The sequence below is a fragment of the Streptomyces sp. SAS_281 genome (assembly GCF_052542855.1).
This window is the reverse complement of record NZ_JBMNDO010000008.1, coordinates 48,659-69,245: the sequence shown is the minus strand read 5'-3', so window position 1 is coordinate 69,245 and position 20,587 is coordinate 48,659. Positions and strand designations below refer to the sequence as shown.

Sequence of the window (20,587 nt, the reverse complement as noted above, 5' to 3'; positions counted from 1 at the left end):
GCGTATCAATCGAAGTCGTACACGGTCACGGACACGCCCCGGGCCGTCAACCGGCCGGCTATGAGCGGCTCGATCCGGGACCAGGTGCCGCCCGCGAGGCCGCAGCCGATCCGGGGCATGTGCACGGAGGCGCCCAGCTCCAGGGCGTGGTCGGCCACGGCGGCCAGGCCCGTGTCGATGGCCTCGTAGCGCACCGGAACACCCTTGCTCCCCCGGCGCGTCCCGTGCTGGCCCACCAGGTTGGCCACCCGGACGAACGGGGAGACCTGGACGAACTGCACCGCGCCGAGGCCGAAGTCGTTCATCGCGCGCTCGCGGTGCCAGGTGCGGTACGCGGCCTCCGGTTCGGGCCAGCGTCGCGAGAGGGAGAGGACGAAGCCCTTGCCCCAGCCGCCGAGGTCGTTGCAGACATGGACGATGATCTTGACGCCCTTGCCCTGCGGCGAGGTCGCGTCCCCCCGTACGTACATGATCTCGGACATGTCCTCAGGCTAGGGGGCGGCACCGACAGTGGCCCGGCGCCACTTTCACAACGGTGGTGAGACAGCAATACTGTTGCACCGGGTGGGACACAGCACCGGATACGAGGAGCGGACATGGCGACCGAGGCCGAGGAGCCGAAGCTCACCGTCGACGAGCTGGCGGCTCGCGCCGGGGTGACCGTGCGGACGGTGCGGTTCTACAGCACCCGGGGCCTCCTGCCGCCGCCGGTGATCGGACCGCGCCGGGTCGGGCACTACGGGCACGACCACCTGTCGCGGCTGGCGCTCATCGAGGAGCTTCAGCACCAGGGCATGACGCTCGCCGCGATCGAACGCTACCTGGAGCAGTTGCCGCCCGATCTGAGCGCCCACGATCTGGCCATCCACCGGGCGCTCGTCGCGTCCTGGGCGCCGGACTCGGCGGAGGACGCCTCGCGGGCGGAGCTGGAGCGGCGGGCCGGGCGGCCGCTCGGGGACCAGGACCTCGACCGGCTGGCCGCGATGGGGGTGCTGGAGCGGCCGGCGCCGGAGGACGGGGTCTTCCGGGTGGACCCGGGGCTGCTGCGGCTCGGTGTGGAACTGCTCGACGTACCGATCGCGCACGAGACGATCCTCGCCGCGCGTACGGTCCTGATGGAGCACACCCGGTCCGCCGCGCAGGAGCTGACCCGGCTCTTCCGGGAGGAGGTGTGGAATCCGTACCGGGAGCGGGAGGCGGACCCCGAGCACGTCAAGGCGATGAAGTCGCTCTCCGCGCACATGCAGCCGATGGTGCTCCAGGCCCTGGTGACCGCGTTCCAGCGGTCGCTGAAGGAGGAGCTGCGGGCGGCGTTCACCGCCGAGTGAACGCGCCGGGTGCCGTACCGCCCGGGAACGGCGGTACGGCACTCGGCGCGGCGCGTCAGTCGTGGAAGGTCTCGCCCTTCTCCGCCTTCTCCACCAGCAGGGCGGGCGGCAGGAAGCGGTCCCCGTAGCGCTCGGCGAGTTCCCGGGCGCGGGCCACGAAGCCGGGCAGGCCGCCCTCGTACCCGTTGATGTACTGGAGCACGCCGCCGGTCCACGGCGGGAAGCCGATGCCCATGATGGAGCCGATGTTGGCGTCGGCGACGGTGATCAGGACGTTCTCCTCCAGGCAGCGGACGCTGTCCAGCGCCTCGGAGAAGAGCATCCGCTCCTGCATGTCGGTGAAGGAGATGTCCGTGCCGGGCCGCGTGCTGTGTCCGCCCGGGGAGCGCCCCCCGGAACCTCCGAAATGCTCGCGGAGGCCCGGCCACAGGCGGGTGCGCCTGCCGCTCTCGTCGTACTCGTAGAAGCCCGCGCCGCCGCTGCGGCCGGGGCGGCCGAACTCGTCCACCATCCGGTCGATCACCTCGTCCGCCGGGTGGCCGGGCCAGGTGCCGCCCGCCTCCTCGACGGCCTTGCGGGTCTCGTTGCGGATCTTGCGCGGCAGGGTGAGGGTCAGCTCGTCCATCAGGGAGAGCACCTTGGCCGGGTAGCCGGCCTGCGCGGCGGCCTGCTCGACGGAGGCGGGCTCGACGCCCTCGCCGACCATCGCGACGCCCTCGTTGATGAACTGGCCGATGACCCGCGAGGTGAAGAAGCCGCGCGAGTCGTTGACGACGATCGGGGTCTTCCTGATCCGGCGGACCAGGTCGAACGCGCGGGCCAGCGCCTCGTCGCCGGTCTTCTCGCCCTTGATGATCTCGACCAGCGGCATCTTGTCGACCGGCGAGAAGAAGTGCAGCCCGATGAAGTCGGCGGGGCGCGAGACGCCTTCGGCGAGCGCGGTGATCGGGAGGGTGGAGGTGTTGGAGCAGAGCAGCGCGTCGGGCTCGACGACGTCCTGGATCTCCTGGAACACCTTGTGCTTGAGGGCGGTGTCCTCGAAGACGGCCTCGATCACGGCATCGCAGCCCGCGAGGTCGGCGGCCTCGGCGGTCGGGGTGATCCGGGCCAGCAGCTCGTCGCGCTTCGCCTCGGTGGTACGGCCCCGGGACAGCGCCTTGTCGAGCAGCTTCTCGCTGTACGCCTTGCCCTTGGCGGCGGCCTCGGCGGAGACGTCCTTGAGGACGACGTCGATGCCGGCCTTGGCGCAGGAGTACGCGATGCCCGCGCCCATCATGCCGGCGCCGAGGACGGCGACCTTGCGGACCTGGCGCTCCTCGACGCCCTTGGGGCGGCTGGCGCCCGAGTTGACGGCCTGGAGGTCGAAGAAGAAGGCCTGGATCATGTTCTTGGAGACCTGGCCGGTGACCAGCTCGGTGAAGTACCGGGCCTCGATGGTCAGGGCGGTCTCGAAGTCGACCTGGGAACCCTCGACGGCCGCGGCGAGGATGTTGCGCGGCGCCGGCATGGGCGCGCCCGCGATCTGCTTCTTGAGGTTCGACGGGAACGCCGGCAGGTTCGCGGCGAACTTCGGGTGCGACGGGGTGCCGCCGGGGATCTTGTAGCCCTTGACGTCCCAGGGCTGCTGGGATTCGGGGTGGGCGTCGATGAAGGCGCGGGCCTTGTCCAGCATCTCCTCGGGCGTGGCGGCGACCTCGTGGACGAGGCCGTTCTCCTGCGCTCTGCGGGGGGTGTACTGGGTGCCCTGGAGGAGGACCTTGAGGAGGGCGTCGGCGATGCCCATGAGGCGTACGGTGCGGGTGACGCCGCCACCCGCGGGGAGCAGGCCGAGGGTGACCTCGGGCAGGCCGATGCGGGAGCCGGGCGCGTCGAGGGCGATGCGGTGGTGGGCGGCGAGCGCGATCTCGTAACCGCCGCCGAGGGCCGCGCCGTTGATGGCGGCGACGACGGGCTTACCGAGGGTCTCGATGCGGCGCAGCGAGTTCTTGATGGCGGTGCCGGTGTCGAACGCGAGCTGCGCGCTCGAAGGACCGATCCTGATCATTTCCTTGAGGTCGCCGCCGGCGAAGAAGGTCTTCTTGGCGGAGGTGTAGATGATGCCCCGGATGGAGTCCTTCTCGGCCTCGGCGCGGTCGGCGATGGCCGCGATGGAGTCCTTGAACGCCTGGTTCATCGTGTTGGCGGACTGGTTGGGGTCGTCCAGTACGAGGGTGACGACGCCGGTCTCGTCCTGTTCCCAGCGGATGGTCGTGCTCTCGGTCATGGGTGTGTCTTCTCCGTAGGAAGGGGGGACGGTCAGAGACGCTCGATGACGGTGGCGATGCCCATGCCGCCGCCCACGCACAGGGTGGCCAGGCCGTAGCGCTTGTCCTGGCGCTCCAGCTCGTCGATGAGGGTGCCGAGGATCATGGCGCCGGTGGCGCCCAGCGGGTGGCCGAGCGCGATGGCGCCGCCGTTGACGTTGACCTTGTCGAGGGAGACGCCCATGTCCCGGACGAACCGCAGGACGACCCCGGCGAAGGCTTCGTTGATCTCGATGAGGTCGATGTCGTCGATGGTCAGCCCGGCCTTGGCGAGCGCCTTGCGGGTGGCGGGGGCGGGCCCGGTGAGCATGATGGTCGGCTCGGAGCCGGAGACGGCGGCGGAGACGATACGGGCGCGCGGGGTCAGGCCGTAGCGCTCGCCGATCTCGCGGTTGCCGATGGCCACCAGGGAGGCGCCGTCCACGATGCCGGAGGAGTTGCCCGCGTGGTGGACGTGGTCGATCTTCTCGACCCAGTGGTACTTCTGGAGCGCCACCGCGTCGAATCCGCCCATCTCGCCGATCGTCGCGAAGGAGGGCTTGAGCGCGGCGAGCGAGTCGGCGGTGGTGCCGGGGCGCATGTGCTCGTCGTGGTCGAGGACGACGAGGCCGTTGCGGTCCCTGACGGGGACGACGGACCGGGCGAAGCGGTTCTCCTTCCACGCCTCGGCGGCCCGCTCCTGGGAGAGCGCGGCGTACTCGTCCACATCGCGGCGGGAGAAGCCCTCGATGGTGGCGATGAGGTCGGCGCCGATGCCCTGCGGGGCGAAGCCGGTCTCGAAGTTGGTCATCGGGTCCATCGCCCAGGCGCCGCCGTCGGAGCCCATCGGCACGCGGGACATCGACTCGACGCCGCCCGCGAGGATCAGGTCCTCCCAGCCCGAACGCACCTTGGCGGCGGCCAGGTTGACGGCTTCGAGGCCCGAGGCGCAGAAGCGGTTCTCCTGGACGCCGGCGACGGTGTCGGGCAGGCCGGCCGCGATGGCGGCGATCCGGGCGATGTCGGAGCCCTGGTCGCCGAGCGGGCTGACCACGCCGAGGACGATGTCGTCGACGGCGGCCGGGTCCAGGCCCGGGAAGCGGTTCCGGATCTCGTGGATCAGACCGACGACGAGGTCGATGGGCTTGGTGCCGTGCAGGGCGCCGTTGGCCTTGCCGCGGCCACGCGGGGTGCGGATCGCGTCGTAGACGAATGCTTCGGTACTCAAGACAGCTGCCTTTCGAGGGTGGTGGCGCGCGAGCGTGTGGTCGGGGAGGCGGGTCAGGCGAGCAGCGAGCGGCCGATGATCTCCTTCATGATCTCGGTCGTGCCGCCGTAGATGGTCTGGATGCGGCCGTCGGTGAACGCCCGGGCCACCGGGTATTCCGCCATGTAGCCGTAGCCGCCGTGGAGTTGGAGGCAGCGGTCGGCAACGCGCTTCTGCAGCTCGGTCGCCCACCACTTCGCCATCGAGGCGTGCACGGCGTCGAGGGTGCCGTCGGAGTGGTCCACGATGCACCGGTCGAGGAAAGCCCGGGTGACGGCGCACTCGGTGGCCATCTCCGCGATCTCGAAGCGGATGTGCTGGAGCTTGGCGAGCGGCCGGCCGAACGCCTCGCGCTCCTTGACGTACGCGGTGGTGATCTCCAGGAGGTGTTCGGCGGCGGCGATCCCGGCGACGGCTATGCCCATGCGTTCCTGGGCTAGGTTGGTCATCAGGTGGATGAAGGCGCCGTCGCGCTCGCCGAGCAGGTTCTCCTTGGGGACGCGCACGTCGTTGAAGAACAGCTCGGCGGTGTCCTGGGACTTCTGGCCGATCTTGTCGAGGTTCCGGCCCCGCTCGAAGCCCTCCGCCCCGCGCTCGACCACGATCAGCGAGAGGCCCTTGGCGCCGCCCTCCGGGGTGGTCTTCGCGACGACGACCACCAGATCGGCCAGGATGCCGTTGGAGATGAAGGTCTTGGAACCGTTGAGCAGCCAGTGGTCGCCCTTGTCCTCGGCGGTGGTGCGGATGCCCTGGAGGTCGGAGCCGGCGCCGGGTTCGGTCATGGCGATGGCGGTGATGGTCTCGCCGCTGCAGAAGCCGGGCAGCCAGCGCCGCTTCTGCTCGTCGGTGGCGAGGCCGGTGAGGTACGGGCCGATGATGTCGTTGTGCAGCCCGAGCGCGATACCGGGCGTGCCGGCCCGGGTGAACTCCTCGGCCAGGACCGCGCTGTAGCGGAAGTCGGTGGTGCCGCCGCCCCCGTACTCCTCGGGCACGGCGAGGCCGAGGAGGCCCTGCCGGCCGGCGGCGCGCCATGCCTCGCGGGAGACGATGCCGTCCTTCTCCCACTGCTCGTAGTGCGGAAGGACTTCCTTGGCGAGGAAGGTGCGCACGGTCTCCCGGAACGCGTCGTGCTCTTCGGTGAAGATCTGCCGCTGCATCAGGGGGTGGTGTCCTTCCGGGTGGTCCGCAGGCCGGGCACGTCCCAGTCGGCGGCGACGGCTTCGGTGTCCGCGCCCGGCAGGGCGGGAGAGGTGCGCACGGACGTGGGCGTGACCGAGAAGCGGGGCGCGGGCGCGGGCTGGGTGAGTCCGCCGTGCTCCACGAAGGTGGCGCGGGCGGCGAGGTGGGGGTGGTGCGGGGCCTCGCGGAGCGAGAGGACCGGCGCGACGCAGGCGTCCGACCCGTCGAAGACCTCGGCCCACTCGGCGCGGGTGCGGGCGCGGAACCGGTCCGCGACGGCGGCGCGCAGCTCGTCCCAGCGGGTCAGGTCGTTGCGGTCCGGGGCGGTGTCCGCGATGCCGAGGAGCCGGACGAACTCGTCGTAGAACCGCTGCTCCAGCGGGCCCACCGCCATGTACTGCCCGTCGGCGGTCTCGTACGAGCCGTAGAACGGGCAGCCGCCGTCCAGCAGGTTGGCGCCGCGCCGGTCCTGCCAGCCGCCGGCCGCGAGCATGCCGTGGATCATCGCGGCGAGGTGGGCGGCGCCGTCCACGATCGCCGCGTCGACCACCTGTCCGGTGCCGCCGGGGGTACGGGCGTGCTGGAGGGCGGCGAGAACGCCGACGACGAGGTAGAGCGAGCCGCCCGCGTAGTCGCCGAGCAGGTTGGCGGGGACGGTGGGCGGCTCCTCCGGCCGGCCGATCATGGAGAGGGTGCCGGTGAGCGCGATGTACGCGATGTCGTGCCCGGCGCGCTCGGCGAGCGGCCCGTCCTGGCCCCAGCCCGTCATCCGCCCGTAGACCAGTTGCGGGTTGCGGGCCAGGCAGGCTTCGGGGCCCACGCCGAGGCGTTCCGCGACGCCCGGCCGGTAGCCCTCGATGAGGACGTCGGCGCGTGCGGCCAGGTCCAGGACGGTGTCCGGGCCGTCCGGGGCCTTGAGGTCCACGAGTACGGAGCGCTTGTTGCGGTTGGTGAGGTCGCGGGCCGGGTCGATGCCGAGTCCGGCGCCGCCGGGGCGGTCGACGCGCACCACGTCGGCACCCAGATCGGCCAGGAGCATCGCGGCGAACGGACCGGGGCCGATGCCGGCGAGCTCCACCACCCGAAGGCCGCCGAGCGGGCCGCGCGGACCGTTACCTGTACTCGCCATCGAGCCCCCAGCGGTATGACACAACTGATGTAACATCGATGATGCTAAGAACGCGCCGCGCTCCGCACAACCCCTTGGGCCGAGCAAGCGCTTAGTTCTTCTCGCGGATATTCATGGATACTCCCCCATGACCCCCTCCCGCCCGCACACCGCCACGGCGGCCGCGCTAACCTCTGCTCGCTCCGTCCGGCGCCGTCCTCCGTGGAGGCTTTCGTGAACAGGCAGAACGGGCCCGCACGCCCCTATGACGTAGTCCTCTTCGGTGCCACCGGCTTCGTGGGCGCGCTCACCGCCGAGTATCTGGCCCGGCACGCCCCCGACGGCTGCCGCTGGGCCCTCGCCGGACGCGACCGCGCCAAGCTGGAGAAGCTGCGCACCCGGCTGACCGCCCTCGATCCGCGCTGCGCGGACCTGCCGCTGATCCAGGCGGACGCCTCCGACGCCGCTTCCCTGCGCGCGCTGGCCGAGTCCGCGCACGTGGTGGCCACGACCGTCGGCCCCTACGTCTGGTACGGCGAGCGGCTGGTCGCCGCCTGCGCGGAGGCGGGGACGGACTACACGGACCTGACGGGCGAGCCGGAGTTCGTGGACCGGATGTACGTGGCGCACGACACCCGGGCCCGGGAGACCGGCGCCCGCATCGTGCACGCCTGCGGCTTCGACTCCGTGCCGCACGACCTCGGCGCCTACTTCACGGTCCGGCAGCTGCCGGAGGACGTACCGCTGCGCGTCGACGGGTTCGTCCGCAGCAACGCCGTCTTCTCCGCTGGCACGTTCGCCTCGGCGCTCACCGCGATGGGCCGGGGCGCGCAGACGGCGCGCGCCGCGAAGGAGCGCCGGCTGCACGAACCCCGGCCGGCCGGCCGCCGCGTCCACGCACCGCTCGGCCGCCCGCACTTCAGCCCGGAGACCGGCACCTGGGCGCTTCCGCTGCCGACGCTCGACGCGGGGATCATCGCCCGCTCGGCGAAGGCGCTGCCCCGCTACGGCCCCGACTTCCGCTACCGCCACTACGCCTCGGTCAAGCGCCTCCCCGTGGCTCTCGGCGGTACGGCGGCGCTCGGCGCGCTCCTCGGTGCCGCCCAGGTTCCGGCCGCGCGGGACTGGCTGATGGCGCGCTACCAGCCCGGTGCGGGCCCGGACGCGGAGCGCAGGCGGCGCAGCTGGTTCACCGTGCGGTTCGTCGGTGAGGGCGGCGGGCGGCGGGTGTTCACGGAGGTGTCGGGCGGCGATCCGGGGTACGACGAGACGGCGAAGATGCTCGCGGAGTCCGCGCTGTGCCTGGCGCTGGACGAGCTGCCGGCCACCTCGGGGCAGGTCACGACGGCCGCCGCGATGGGCGACGCGCTGCTGGACCGGCTGGTCGCGGCCGGGCTGCGGTTCCGGGTGGCGGCGGTGCGCTGAGGGGCCGCCTCCTCAGGCGGTCGCCTCGCGCAGGGCCCTGCGGCACAGGGCGTCCGCCCTGCGCGTCGTCTCCGGCTGCCGGAAGTCCCGGGCGAGCGTGAGGGTGTGCGCCACGGCGTTGTCCAGACCCGTGCGATGCCCGACCGAGACGTAGACCGGCTTGGTGCCGGCCCGGGTGCGCAGCGCCCGGCCGACCTCCTCCGCCCCGTCCAGCAGCGGCGACTGGTCCCCGCGCTCCGGGCCGGGCGGCTCGTAGGTGAAGGTGAACGGGTTCTTGGCGACGCCGATGACCGGGAGCCCGGTGAGGACGCCGAGGTGGCTCGCGAGACCGAAGCGGCGGGGGTGGGCCCTGCCGTACCCGTCGCAGACGACGAGCCCGGGGTCGGCGGCCAGGTTCTCCAGGGCGGCCAGGACGGTCGGGATCTCGCGGAAGGCCAGCAGCCCCGGCACGTACGGGAAGCTGACCCGGCCGACCGCGGTCGCCTCCTCCACCACCTCCAGCGTCGCGGCGTCGAGCACGACGGCCGCCGCCGCCACGATGTCGCGCTCGTCGTCGTAGGCGACGTCGACCCCGGTCACCCGGCCGGTCCCCGGCGGCGGACCGGGCTCGTCGAGGATCACCCGGCCGCGCAGGGCGTCCTGGAGGGCACGGGCCCCGGCGGCGTCGGAAGGCATCTGAAGCGCTGTCATGATGGCGCTCACCCTACGGGCCGCCCCGGCCGATAGCCTGAACCCATGTTCGTACTGGAGCTCTCCTACACCGCCCCGCTGGACCACGTCGACGCCGTGCTGAACGCGCACGTCGTCTGGCTCGACCGGCAGTACGAGGCCGGGGTGTTCATCGCGTCCGGGCGCAAGAACCCCCGGGACGGCGGGGTGATACTCGCGGTCGGGGACGACCGGGCGGCGATCGAACGGCTGGCGGCGACCGACCCGTTCGTGGTCGAGGGTGTCTGCGCGTACCGGATCACCGAGTTCATCGCCACCAAGACCTCGGACGCACTCGCCCCGTACCGCCAGCAGCTCTGAAATGCGGCCGGCCGGGGTGCTCCGGCCGGAACGGGGCAGGTGAACAGGCAGCGGTGTGCGGTGATACAGCTCACGCCGCCTCCCGGTGCACGGATCGGCGGCTTCCGTCGTCTCCACGGGTGCCGGAAACCGTTCGTCCGGTCGCGAGAGGGAGCAGGTTCGTGTCCACGGTCATCGAACAGTCCGTACAGGCCCGCATGGTGGCGTCGGCGCCGCAGATGGAGACGCTGCCCGCCGTCCTGAGCTACGACCGGTCCGACCCCCTGGCCGTACGCATGGCGTTCCCGGCGCCGGCGACGCTGGAAGGGACGGAGGTGTCCTGGCAGTTCTCCCGGGACCTGCTCGCCGCCGGGATGGAGGTCCCGTCCGGTCTCGGGGACGTGCGGATCAGGCCGTTCGGCTACGACCGTACGGTGCTGGAGTTCCACGCCGCCGAGGGGATCGCGATGGTGCACGTGCGCACCGCGGATCTGCGGCGGTTCCTGCGGCGGACCGAGGAGTTGGTGCCCCGCGGCCACGAGCACCGGTTCCTGGACCTGGACCGGAGTCTGACCGATCTGTTCGGTCCCTGCTGAGTCCGCGACCCGTTTGCGCGGGGGCCGTTAATTCGATTGCTCCCTCTCCGGACCCCGCGTAGCGTTCTCGGTGTCCTTGTCGTCGCCGAATGGAGCAGGCCGTTGAAGGTCTGAGGTCCCGAGACACCGTGTCGCGTGCCATGACCGGCCTTTGCCGTGTCCGCGCGCCCGAGTGCGACCTCAGCTCTCCGAGCCGTCCTCCGCGACCAGGGCCTTCCCTCCGCACTACCGGATTTCCTGCCGGAATGCGCCGAACGCCAGTGGCCGGTGTCTCGTCCCGTTGCCCTGTCCTTCCTCGCAACCGGGAGATTCCCTCATGTCCACCCCCACCGCCCACATCACCTGTTCCGCCCTCTCCCTGGTCTGGCCCGACGGCGGCCGGGCCCTGGACGGCCTCCATCTCTCCGTGGGCCCCGGCCGCACGGGGCTCATCGGCCTCAACGGGGCCGGGAAATCGACCCTGCTCCGACTGCTCGCCGGGGAACTCGCGCCCACCGAGGGCCGGATCAGCGTGTCCGGCGACGTGGGCTACCTGCCGCAGAACCTGGTCCTGGACACGGAGTTGCGCGTCGACGCCGCGCTCGGGATCGACACGGTCCGCGCGGCGCTGCACGCCATCGAGTCCGGTGACGTCGGCGAGGAGCACTTCGCCGCCGTGGGCGACGACTGGGACGTCGAGGAGCGGGCCCGGGCCACCCTCGACGGGCTGGGTCTCGGCCACATCGGGCTCGACCGCACGATCGGCGAGATGTCGGGCGGTGAGTGCGTACTGCTGCGGCTGGCCGCGCTGCTGCTGGCCCGGCCCGACGTGCTGCTGCTCGACGAGCCGACGAACAACCTGGACGTGTACGCCAGGCAGCGGCTGTACGCGGCGGTCGACGCCTGGCACGGGGTGCTCGTCGTCGTCAGCCACGACCGGGAACTCCTGGACCGGGTCGACCAGATCGCCGACCTGCGCGACTCGGCCGTGACCTGGTACGGCGGCAACCTCTCCGCGTACGAGGAGGCGCTGGCCGTCGAGCAGGAGGCGGCCGAGCGCATGGTGCGCGTCGCCGAGGCCGACATGAAGCGGCAGAAGCGCGAACTGGCCGAGGCCCAGGTGAAACTGGCCCGGCGCAAGCGGTACGGGCAGAAGATGTACGAGCAGAAGCGCGAGCCCAAGATCGTCATGGGGGCGCGCAAGCGTGCCGCGCAGGAGTCCGCGGGCAAGCACCGGATCCTGCACGCGGAGCGGCTGGCCGAGGCGAAGGAGCGCCTGGACGACGCCGTCGAGCTGGTCCGCGACGACGACGAGATCCGGGTCGAGCTGCCGCGCACCCGGGTCCATCCGGGCCGGGGCGTGCTGGTCCTGCGCGATCTGGAACTCGCGTACGGGGCACGGGTGCGGGGGCAGTACGAGGTGCGCGGTCCGGAGCGCATCGCGCTGGTGGGGCGCAACGGGGCGGGCAAGACCACGCTGCTCCGTACGCTCGCCGGAGAGCTGGCCCCGGTGTCCGGGGAGGCGGTGACCGAGGTCCCGCTGCGCTTCCTGCCCCAGCGGCTCGACGTGCTGGACGACGGGCTGAGTGTGGTGGAGAACGTGGCGCGGTTCGCCCCGGACGCCACCAACAACCACGTCAGGGCGAGGCTCGCGCACTTCCTCTTCCGGGGTGCGCGGGCGGACCGGGCGGCGGGGACGCTGTCGGGCGGGGAGCGGTTCCGGGCGGCGCTGGCCGCGCTGCTGCTGGCCGAGCCGGCGCCCCAGCTGCTGCTGCTGGACGAGCCGACGAACAACCTCGACCTGGCGAGCGTACGGCGGCTGACCGAGGCACTGGAGGCGTACGAGGGGGCACTCGTCGTGGCCAGCCACGACGTGCCGTTCCTGGAATCGCTGGGAATCACCCGCTGGCTGCTGCTCGACGGCGAACTGCGGGACACCACGGCCGAGGAGGTGCGTGCCCAGCTCTGACACGGGAACAAGGGGGTGTGCGCCGGGCCGGTGCGCACCCCCTTCGGCCTCTGGTCACGCAGAGTGAGCGATGCTCGCCCGTTCGGGCTTGGCCAGAGCCTTACCGCCGCTTTAACCTACGGTCTCGTAACCTACGAAGCCGTAGGTAGACAGTCCTCCCGTCCCCAGGAGCCCCCGTGACCCTTACTTCTCCCCATCTCGGCAGTTCACAGGCGTGGACCGATGCCCACCTCCTGTTCGCACTGGAAGAGGTGGTCGAGAAGGAGCTCGACCGGCATCTCAAGGTCGCCAAGGACTGGATGCCGCACGAGTACGTCCCCTTCTCCGACGGGCGCAACTTCCCCGGCGTCTTCGAGGACGGCGAGGCGTGGCAGGCCGACCAGTCCAAGGTCACCGACATCGGCAAGATCGCCCTCGTGGTCAACCTCCTCACCGAGGACAACCTGCCCAGCTACCACCACGAGATCGCCACGCTCTTCGGCCGCGACGGCGCCTGGGGCACCTGGGTGCACCGCTGGACGGCCGAGGAGGGCCGGCACGGCATCGTGATGCGGGACTACCTGCTCACCTCGCGCGCCGTCGACCCGGACAAGCTGGAGCAGTTCCGGATGGCGCACATGGCGGAGGGCTTCGAGTCCGACAACCGGCACTCGATGCTGCACTCCGTGGCCTATGTGGCCTTCCAGGAGCTGGCCACCCGCGTCTCGCACCGCAACACCGGGCACCAGTCGGGCGACCCGGTCTGCGACCGCATGCTGGCACGCATCGCGACCGACGAGAACCTGCACATGGTGTTCTACCGCAACCTGCTGGGCGCGGCGTTCCAGCTGGCTCCCGATCTGACGATGCAGTCGGTGCGCGACGTCGTCGTGAACTTCCGGATGCCCGGCCACGGCATGCCCGGCTTCGAGCGGGCGGCGGCGCAGATGGCGATCGGCGAGATCTACAACATGCGCATCCACCACGACGACGTCATCCAGCCGGTGCTGCGCTATCTGAAGGTGCTCGACATCGACGGCCTGGGCCCGGACGGCCTGAAGGCGCAGGAGGAGCTGGGCCTGTACATGCACGGCCTGGACACGGAGGCCGCGAAGTTCGACGAGAAGCTGGCCGCGCGGAAGGCCCGGATGGCCGCGCGCGCCCAGGGCTGACCGCACGGAGGTGGCGGTCCGGGAGACCGCACACTCCCCTGCCTTCCGGGAGACCGCTCACTCCCGGACCGTCACCTCCGCGTAGGCCGCGTCGCGCACCTCCGCCTCGGGGTGGCGCCGCAGCAGCCGCAGCTGGGTCCGCCAGGGCGCCGGCCGGGCGGCGGCGGTGGCGGCTGTCCCGGGGGCGTACCGATGCCACCACTCCGGGCGCTGCGGCTCGGGCGGTTCGGCGAGCTGCCGTTCGACGGCGTCCAGGAGGGGGCCGGGGTGGCGGCGTCCCAGGCCGCTCCAGCCGCGTACGGCGTACAGCAGCTCCGGCAGCAGCCGGGGCACGGTGTCGGCGCGGCAGCACGGCCGCCTCGGCGTCGCCCCAGTCGGCGCGCACCTTCGAGGAGCCGGCGGCGAGGTCGGTGCGCCGGTCGCGGACGACGGCGCGGAGCAGGCGGCGGCGCGCGGTGCGGGGCAGGTCGCCCGGGGTCCGCTCGTACGCTTCGTCCGGGACGCCGAGGCTCCGGGCGACCCGAAGGGCGTGGCCCTGCACGAAGGGGTCCGGGTCGGCGAGGTGCGCGCCCGTCCACCCCGCGTCACGGCCGACGGCCGCGGCGACGACGGCGATGCCGGCTCGTACGGGCCACCGGCGTCCAGCTCGTCCAGCACCGGGCGCAATGCCCCCGAAGCGGACAGGAAGCGTGCCCGGGCGGCGAGTTCGCGCATGCGCCGGGGGTACGGAAGCGGAGGGCCTTCAGCGGTCATGGGGCGATTCCCCCGTGCGGGGGTGTGCCGCCCGGGGGCGGGCGGGACCGTACGCTGTGCCGGTGAAACCTGTGACCCGCTTCGCTCTCATCGGTGCGCCGCTGGCGATAGCCGTCGCCCTCGTCTTCAACACCGGCGACGACGCCGGTCTGCCCACGGACTCCCCCAAGGCCGCCGAGGCGTCCGCCACCGGGCCGGTGAACCCGGACCCGTTCGCGGCGGCGGACGACGAGGAGCGCGCGGAGATGAACGAGCGGATCGACGGGGCCCCGGCCGGACTCGCCGCGCCGAAGATGCGCGAGATCGCGTGGGAGCTGCTGGCCAGCGCGGAGGGCTCGACGCTGGACTGGCGCACGCAGTACGCGACGATCGAGGACAGCGGCGACGGCACCGGTTACGCGGCCGGTCTCGTCGGGTTCTGCTCCGGTACGCACGACATGCTCGCGTTCGTCGAGGCGTTCACGAAGGACCACCCGGACAACCCGCTCGCCCCGTACCTTCCCGCCCTGCGCGAGGTCGACGGGACCGGGTCGCACGAGGGCCTGGACCCCGGGTTCACGGGCGCGTGGAAGAAGGCGGCGGAGGACCCGGCGTTCCGCAAGGCGCAGGAGGAGGTGCGCGACAAGCAGTACTTCGAGCCGGCGGTGCGCCTGGCGAAGCTGGACGGCCTCGGCACGCTGGGCCAGTTCATCTACTTCGACACCATGGTCCTCCAGGGCCCCGGGCACGAGGCGGATTCGTTCTACGGCATCCGGCAGGCGGCGCTGGCGGAGGCGGACACGGTCGCGGAGGGCGGTGACGAGTCGGCGTACCTGGACATCTTCCTGGACACCGCGCGGGCCGTGATGAAGTCGAAGAAGAACCAGCAGCACGACACCTCGCGCATCGACACCGCGCAGCGCGTCTTCCTGGAGGACGAGAACCTGGACCTGGAGCCGCCGCTGACCTGGAAGATGTACGGCGAGACGTTCCGCATCCCGTCGTGACCCCGGCCCCGTGGCGGCCCTGACGCTCCTGGGACGTGCTTCGAAAGCAGCGCCGTCCGCCCGCCGGACAGGCGGGACTCTCGGTCCCAAGGGCTGTCCCGCGATTCCGGGTGGATCAGCGCGCGGCGTCGGATGCGGTGCATCGCAAGGCGGAGAGGCGCCCGCATACGGGATGTATGCGGGCGTTTCGACAACGCGGCGAGGTGCCGTGGCTGTCGTCGTGCGCCCGCCGGGAATTGCGGGACAGCCCTTAGCGGCGGGCGTCCTGCCTGATCAGTTCGGCGGCCTTCTCGGCGATGGCGACCGTGGGCGCGTGGGTGTGCCCCCGGGTGATGCGCGGCATGACCGAGGCGTCGACCACGCGCAGGCCCCGGACGCCGCGCACCCGGAGCCGGGGGTCGGTGACCGATCCGGGGTCCTCGCCCATCCGGCAGGTGCCGACGGGGTGGTACAGGGTTTCCGCCCCGGCCCGGATCGCCTCGGCCAGGCGGTCGTCGTCCACCTCGCCCGGGTAGTGGCCCATGGGCGTCGAGGTGTGCGGGGCGAGAGCCGGGTGGGCGAAGAGCCGTTCGGCGTGGCGGACGCCGTCCATCATGCGCCGCATATCGGTGCCGTCGGCGAGGTAGCCGGGGTCGATGCGCAGGGCGGAGCGGGGGTCCGGGTGGTCCGTGTCCAGGGTGATGCGGCCGGTGCTCTCGGGCTGGAGCAGGACGACGCCGATCGTGACGCCGTGTTCGGTGGGCGGGGTCAGCCCGTGGTCGATGAACGGGGCGGGGGCGAAGATCAGTTCCAGGTCCGGCGCGGACGGTGCGGAGGCGCTGCGTACGAAGGCGACGGCCTCGGCCAGGTTGGAGCTGAGCGGTCCGCGTCCGGCGAGCAGGTAGCGGGCGATGTTCACCGGGGTGTCGGCGCCCGTCATGGTGACCGGGCGGGGGCAGTGCAGGGTGACCGCGAAGGACAGGTGGTCCTGGAGGTTGCGGCCGACGTCCGGTGACGCGGCGCGGACCTCGACGCCCGCGCGGCGCAGTTCGCCGGGGTCGCCGATGCCCGAGCGCAGCAGCAGGTGCGGGGAGCCGATGGCGCCGGCGCTGAGGATCACCTCGCGGCGGGCGGTGAGCGTGCCGGAGACCTCGGTCTCCACTCCGGTGGCCCGGTCGCCGTCGAAGGCGAGGGCGCGGACGCGGGTGTGTGTGAGGACGTCCAGATTGGCGCGCCGGGCGGCCGGCTTGAGGTAGCCGTCGGCCGCGCTCCAGCGCCGCCCGCGCCGCTGGTTGACGGGGGTGAGGGCGACCCCGCTGTGATCGGGCGCGTTCAGTTCGGGCAGGAACGTCAGGCCGTCGTCGCGGCAGGCGGTGACGAAGTCGGCGGTCAGCGGGGACGGGCTGCGGGGCGGCGCGATGTGCAGCGGACCCCCGGTGCCGTACACCGTGCCCTCGCCGGCCGGGCCGGACCAGCGCTCGGCGCGACGGAAGTAGGGCACGATCGCGTCGTGGCCCCAGTCCGGCCCGGCGGCCCCGGCCCACGCGTCGTAGTCGTCGCGGTGTCCGCGTACCCACATCATGGCGTTGATCGAGGAGGAGCCGCCCAGGGTGTGGCCGCGCGGCCAGAACAGTTCACGGCCGCCGAGCGCCGGCTGCTCCACCGTGCTGAAGTCCCAGTCGAACGGGGTCTTGAACAGCTGCGGGAAGGCGGCCGGGACGCGGATCTCCTGCTTGCGGTCGGGCCCGCCCGACTCGACCAGCGCGACCCGTACGGTGGGGTCCTCGGACAGCCGCGCGGCCAGCACGCAGCCGGCCGAACCCGCCCCGACGACGACGTAGTCGTACTCGCTCAACTCGGCTTCTCCTCCAGGTCGACGCGGGCTCCGTCACGGTCACGGGGTCCGCGCACGGAAACGGTGGAGGCCGAAGTCTCGCACGTACAAAGCCGTTTCAGGCCCGGTCGCGGCCAACTCTGCGCAGCCGCTCCCGCTCCTTCTCGGACAGGCCGCCCCAGACGCCGAAGCGCTCGTCGTTGTCGAGGGCGTACTCCAGGCACGCCTGCCGCCCCTCGCAGGCGTTGCAGAGCTGCTTGGCCTCACGGGTGGAGCTGCCGGGGGCCGGGAAGAAGAACTCGGGACCCGCCTGGGCGCACAGTGCTGTCTCCTGCCAGGAGAAGGCGGGGTCGGTCGCGGTGTTGATCAGCATGACGGCCACAGTGCCGTGCCGCGATAAACGACTGATCAACGCCGCGTCAATGGCGCGTCCTCCCGGCCGGTGTGCCGGGGCCGCGTGGGACGATACGAGCCACCGTTTTCGCGGAGAGCGGCAGTTTCACGGAGACAGAGGGACGTACATGACCGAGGGCGGGGCACCGGCCGGGCGGGCCGCCCGGGAACTGCTCGTCCGCGCCGACGGGCTGCTGGACGCGGCGCGCGGGGTCCTCGCCGACCACACCCGCGCCGTCACCGCCGTCCGGACGTGCCTGGACCCCCTGCTCGACGCCCTCGTGCGCGCCGAACTCGCCGCCATCCCCGTCTCCCGGCTGAAGGACGTCACGGAGGGCCGGCTCCGCCTCGGCGCGATCGAGCAGGCGGGTTTCAGCACGGTCGGCCAGGTGTACGGCGCCAACCGCTACGAGCTCCGTCAGATCCCCGGCGTCGGCGCGCAGACGGCCGACCAGGCCCTGGCCGCGGCGGGCGGGATCGCGCACGCGGTGCGGGACACCGTCGCGGTGCGCATCGACGTGGACGACCGGAACGAGGCCGTGACCGCGCTGCTCGACGCGGTGCACGGGCTGGTGGAGGCGGGCCCGGACGCGCGGCGGGCGGTGGCCGGGGCGCGTGCGTTGGCCGGGCGCCTGGAGCCCCTGCTGGCGGCGGCCGGTCCGGCGCGGGGGCGGCTGCGGCTGCTGTTCGCCGGGAGGCGGTCGCGGGCCGGGGTGCGGGAGGCCGTGACCGGGGTCCGGGCGGCCGTCGCCGACGCGGTGGAACGGGGCCTGCCGCCGCTGTTCGCCCAGGTGTCGGCCGATCTGCTGCGGGAGCCGGGGTCCCCCGCCGCCGCCTGGGTCGACTTCGAACTGCGGTCCGCCGAGTACTACAGCCTGCTCGCGGAGCTCTCCGGCTCGGGGCCCGACCGGGACGCGGCCGAGGGGTTCCTGCCGTCGGGGATGGCCGACCGGGTGCGCGGACTGCGGCTGGACGACGCCCGGCTGCGGGTCTCCCTGCGCGGCTATCAGTCGTTCGGCGCCCGGTTCGCGCTCGTCCAGAAGCGGGTGATCCTCGGCGACGAGATGGGGCTCGGCAAGACCGTCCAGGCCATCGCGGCCCTGGCGCACCTCGCGGCGCACGGGGAGACGCATTTCCTGGTGGTGTGCCCGGCGAGCGTCCTCATCAACTGGACGCGGGAGGTCCGGGCCAGGTCCACCCTGCGCGCGGTGCCGGTGCACGGGCCCGAGCGGCACGAGGCGTTCGCGGAGTGGCGGGAGTCCGGCGGGGTCGCGCTGACCACCTTCGACGCGCTGCGCGCCCTGCCGGACGCCGCGGACTGCGGGGTGCGGCCCGGGATGCTCGTGGTGGACGAGGCGCACTACGTGAAGAACCCGGAGACCCGCCGTTCGCGCGCGGTCTCCGGGTGGTCGGGCCGCACGGACCGGGTGCTGTTCCTGACCGGCACCCCGATGGAGAACCGGGTGGAGGAGTTCCGCAGCCTCGTCCGCCAGCTCCGGCCCGAGCTGGTCCCCGCGGTCGGCGCCGGCCACGGCGCGGCGGGCTCGCGGGCGTTCCGCCGCGCCGTGGCCCCCGCGTATCTGCGGCGCAACCAGCAGGACGTCCTCGCCGAGCTGCCCGCCGTGGTCCAGGTGGACGAGTGGGAGGAGTTCGGCGAGGGCGACCTGCTGGCGTACCGGGAGGCGGTGGCCGCCGGGCACTTCATGCGGATGCGCCGGGCGGCGTACGCCCGGCCGGAGACCTCCGCCAAGCTGAACCGGCTGCGCGAACTGGTCGCGGAGGCGGCGGGCAACGGCCTGAAGGTCGTGGTGTTCTCGTACTTCCGCGAGGTCCTGGACACGGTGCGCGGGGCGCTCGGTGACGGGGTGTACGGCCCGCTGTCGGGGAGCGTGGCGGCGGCCCGGCGCCAGGAGCTGGTCGACGCGTTCGCGGCGGCGGACGGTCACGCGGTGCTGCTGAGCCAGATCCAGGCGGGCGGGGTCGGGCTGAACATGCAGGCCGCGTCCGTCGTCATCCTGTGCGAACCGCAGCTCAAGCCGACGACGGAGCACCAGGCCGTGGCACGGGTGCACCGGATGGGCCAGATACGGACGGTGCGGGTGCACCGGCTGCTCGCCGCGGACAGCATCGACCAGCGGATGCTGGACCTCGTGGCCCGCAAGGAGCGCCTGTTCGACGCGTACGCGCGGCGCAGCGATGTCGCCGAGACGACGCCGGACGCGGTGGACATATCGGAGGGCGAGCTGGCCCGCCGGATCGTCGAGGAGGAGCAGCGGCGCCTCGGCGCGCCGACGGGCGGCTGAAGGGCCTACCCGTCGTGTCCGGGAACGGTGCCGTCCCGGTCGGCGACGAGGAGCATGCCGCCCATCCCCCGGTCGGCGTGGCTCTGCACGTGGCAGTGGTACATCCAGGCGCCGGCGCCCACGTGTTCGCCCGCGATCACCTGGAAGCCGAAGGAGTCCGCCGGGCCGACGATCTTCGTGTCGACCACCCGGCTCGGGTCGTCGGGCCCGGTGAGCATGCCCGTGCGGTTGTCCGCCCAGCGATGACCGTGCATGTGGAAGGTGTGGTAGAAGTCGCCGTGCGTGATCATGACGACTTCGAGCCGGTCCCCGAGCGTGGTCGTGAAGTCCGGGCTCTCACCGGCCGGGGTGTTGTTGATCGACATGCCGTTGAAGACGATCGTGATCGTCCTGTCCGGCAGGATGTCGCCCCGGCGCCGGACGACCAGCGGCCCGTAGAGCCCTTCGCGGATGCCGCCGGTGCCGTGGTCGGAGCCGACGGCGTGGTCGTGGTAGTGCCAGTAGCCCGCGCTGCCGGGCTGCCAGGTGCCGTCGCGGCGCAGGCCGGGGGTGTGGGTGCGCCAGGTGTACGTGCGGGTGGCGCCGGGTTCGACGGTGCTGTGGTTCATCCGGGTGCCGTCGCTGGCGATGTCGTAGTCGACGCCGTGCGCGTGGAGCCCGGCCGGCACGTCGAGTGTGTTGACGAACTCGATGTGCAGGGTGTCGCCCTCGTTGAGCTCGATGAGCGGTCCGGGCACGGTGGCCCTGCCCTTCTCCAGCCCGTAGCCCATCCGGCCGTCCGGCAGCTTCTCCACGTACATACGGATGCGCCGGACCACTCCCCCGGCGGGCGCCCGGCGGAGCCGGTGGGGCAGGGCGGCGGCGCCGGGCGCCGGAAGGGACAACGATGTCACCCCCGCGGCCGCCGCGACCCCGCCGCCCATCAGCATCCGCCGGCTGAAACTTCTGCGGTCCATGTCGAACTCCCCACTGCTGACGGGTGCTGCCGAGGATGTGGCGACGGGCCGTCACGAAGCCCGGAAAATCGCTTACCCACAGTAAGGAGAA

The 20,587-nt window shown here is 72.4% G+C and carries 18 protein-coding genes; 8 read left to right on the top strand and 10 right to left on the bottom strand.

Features of this window, described 5'->3' with window-relative positions; all coding sequences use genetic code 11:
- Positions 1–5 precede the first annotated feature (5 nt).
- Positions 6–482 (bottom strand): macro domain-containing protein, encoded by a 477-nt coding sequence (locus ACN6LM_RS05355; RefSeq protein WP_445064098.1) that lies wholly within the window; start codon positions 480–482, stop codon positions 6–8.
- A 114-nt stretch (positions 483–596) separates the two neighbouring features.
- Here ACN6LM_RS05355 and ACN6LM_RS05350 point away from each other — a divergent pair, with 114 nt between their 5' ends.
- Positions 597–1,328: a MerR family transcriptional regulator gene (locus tag ACN6LM_RS05350; RefSeq protein WP_445064097.1), complete on the top strand. Its 732-nt coding sequence runs from the start codon at positions 597–599 to the stop codon at positions 1,326–1,328.
- 55 nt (positions 1,329–1,383) lie between these two features.
- Here the strand turns inward: ACN6LM_RS05350 and ACN6LM_RS05345 are convergent, their stop codons facing one another.
- Genes ACN6LM_RS05345 through ACN6LM_RS05330 form a run of 4 tightly spaced genes read right to left on the bottom strand, consistent with a single transcriptional unit; the run spans position 1,384 to position 7,185 of the window.
- The gene (locus ACN6LM_RS05345) at positions 1,384–3,591 is read right to left on the bottom strand and encodes a 3-hydroxyacyl-CoA dehydrogenase NAD-binding domain-containing protein (RefSeq protein WP_445064096.1); all 2,208 of its coding nucleotides are present in this window, start codon (positions 3,589–3,591) and stop codon (positions 1,384–1,386) included.
- Positions 3,592–3,623: 32 nt separating this feature from the next.
- Positions 3,624–4,838: an acetyl-CoA C-acetyltransferase gene (locus ACN6LM_RS05340; RefSeq protein WP_445064095.1), complete on the bottom strand. Its 1,215-nt coding sequence runs from the start codon at positions 4,836–4,838 to the stop codon at positions 3,624–3,626.
- Positions 4,839–4,891: 53 nt separating this feature from the next.
- On the bottom strand, positions 4,892–6,034 hold the full coding sequence (locus ACN6LM_RS05335) for an acyl-CoA dehydrogenase family protein (protein ID WP_164403913.1): 1,143 nt from the start codon (positions 6,032–6,034) through the stop codon (positions 4,892–4,894).
- Positions 6,034–7,185: a CaiB/BaiF CoA transferase family protein gene (locus tag ACN6LM_RS05330; RefSeq protein ID WP_445064094.1), complete on the bottom strand. Its 1,152-nt coding sequence runs from the start codon at positions 7,183–7,185 to the stop codon at positions 6,034–6,036. The genes ACN6LM_RS05335 and ACN6LM_RS05330 overlap by 1 nt, the downstream gene beginning before the upstream one ends.
- 213 nt (positions 7,186–7,398) lie before the next feature.
- Here ACN6LM_RS05330 and ACN6LM_RS05325 point away from each other — a divergent pair, with 213 nt between their 5' ends.
- Complete coding sequence (locus tag ACN6LM_RS05325) at positions 7,399–8,589, top strand: saccharopine dehydrogenase family protein (RefSeq protein ID WP_445064093.1); 1,191 nt, start codon at positions 7,399–7,401, stop codon at positions 8,587–8,589.
- Positions 8,590–8,601: 12 nt separating this feature from the next.
- On the opposite strand, the gene ACN6LM_RS05320 is transcribed toward ACN6LM_RS05325, so the two are convergent.
- Positions 8,602–9,264, bottom strand: coding sequence for an endonuclease V (locus ACN6LM_RS05320; protein WP_445064127.1), 663 nt, complete (start codon positions 9,262–9,264; stop codon positions 8,602–8,604).
- 60 nt (positions 9,265–9,324) lie between these two features.
- On the opposite strand from ACN6LM_RS05320, the gene ACN6LM_RS05315 reads away from it, so the two are divergent.
- The 4 genes from ACN6LM_RS05315 (at position 9,325) to ACN6LM_RS05300 (ending at position 13,292) form a co-directional block, all read left to right on the top strand.
- Positions 9,325–9,618: a YciI family protein gene (locus ACN6LM_RS05315; protein ID WP_445064092.1), complete on the top strand. Its 294-nt coding sequence runs from the start codon at positions 9,325–9,327 to the stop codon at positions 9,616–9,618.
- Between the two features lie 161 nt (positions 9,619–9,779).
- Positions 9,780–10,193 (top strand): spore wall synthesis regulator SsgD, encoded by a 414-nt coding sequence (gene ssgD, locus ACN6LM_RS05310; RefSeq protein ID WP_445064091.1) that lies wholly within the window; start codon positions 9,780–9,782, stop codon positions 10,191–10,193.
- A gap of 316 nt (positions 10,194–10,509) precedes the next feature.
- Positions 10,510–12,141: an ABC-F family ATP-binding cassette domain-containing protein gene (locus tag ACN6LM_RS05305; RefSeq protein ID WP_445064090.1), complete on the top strand. Its 1,632-nt coding sequence runs from the start codon at positions 10,510–10,512 to the stop codon at positions 12,139–12,141.
- A gap of 176 nt (positions 12,142–12,317) precedes the next feature.
- Positions 12,318–13,292 (top strand): acyl-ACP desaturase, encoded by a 975-nt coding sequence (locus ACN6LM_RS05300; protein ID WP_445064089.1) that lies wholly within the window; start codon positions 12,318–12,320, stop codon positions 13,290–13,292.
- A gap of 57 nt (positions 13,293–13,349) precedes the next feature.
- On the opposite strand, the gene ACN6LM_RS05295 is transcribed toward ACN6LM_RS05300, so the two are convergent.
- A complete protein-coding gene (locus ACN6LM_RS05295; protein ID WP_445064088.1) occupies positions 13,350–13,625 on the bottom strand; it encodes a hypothetical protein in 276 nt (91 codons plus the stop codon).
- 491 nt (positions 13,626–14,116) lie between these two features.
- Here ACN6LM_RS05295 and ACN6LM_RS05290 point away from each other — a divergent pair, with 491 nt between their 5' ends.
- Positions 14,117–15,031 (top strand): chitosanase, encoded by a 915-nt coding sequence (locus tag ACN6LM_RS05290; protein ID WP_445064126.1) that lies wholly within the window; start codon positions 14,117–14,119, stop codon positions 15,029–15,031.
- Positions 15,032–15,281: 250 nt separating this feature from the next.
- Here ACN6LM_RS05290 and ACN6LM_RS05285 read toward each other — a convergent pair whose 3' ends face one another.
- Both ACN6LM_RS05285 and ACN6LM_RS05280 read right to left on the bottom strand, forming a co-directional pair.
- On the bottom strand, positions 15,282–16,865 hold the full coding sequence (locus ACN6LM_RS05285; RefSeq protein ID WP_445064087.1) for a GMC family oxidoreductase: 1,584 nt from the start codon (positions 16,863–16,865) through the stop codon (positions 15,282–15,284).
- A gap of 97 nt (positions 16,866–16,962) precedes the next feature.
- Positions 16,963–17,217 (bottom strand): WhiB family transcriptional regulator, encoded by a 255-nt coding sequence (locus ACN6LM_RS05280; protein ID WP_073965723.1) that lies wholly within the window; start codon positions 17,215–17,217, stop codon positions 16,963–16,965.
- A gap of 148 nt (positions 17,218–17,365) precedes the next feature.
- On the opposite strand from ACN6LM_RS05280, the gene ACN6LM_RS05275 reads away from it, so the two are divergent.
- Positions 17,366–19,540 carry a DEAD/DEAH box helicase gene (locus ACN6LM_RS05275; protein ID WP_445064086.1) on the top strand — a complete coding sequence of 725 codons (2,175 nt, stop codon included), beginning with the start codon at positions 17,366–17,368 and terminating at the stop codon, positions 19,538–19,540.
- Positions 19,541–19,545: 5 nt separating this feature from the next.
- Here the strand turns inward: ACN6LM_RS05275 and ACN6LM_RS05270 are convergent, their stop codons facing one another.
- Positions 19,546–20,496 carry a multicopper oxidase domain-containing protein gene (locus ACN6LM_RS05270; protein ID WP_445064085.1) on the bottom strand — a complete coding sequence of 317 codons (951 nt, stop codon included), beginning with the start codon at positions 20,494–20,496 and terminating at the stop codon, positions 19,546–19,548.
- Between the last annotated feature and the right edge of the window lie 91 nt (positions 20,497–20,587).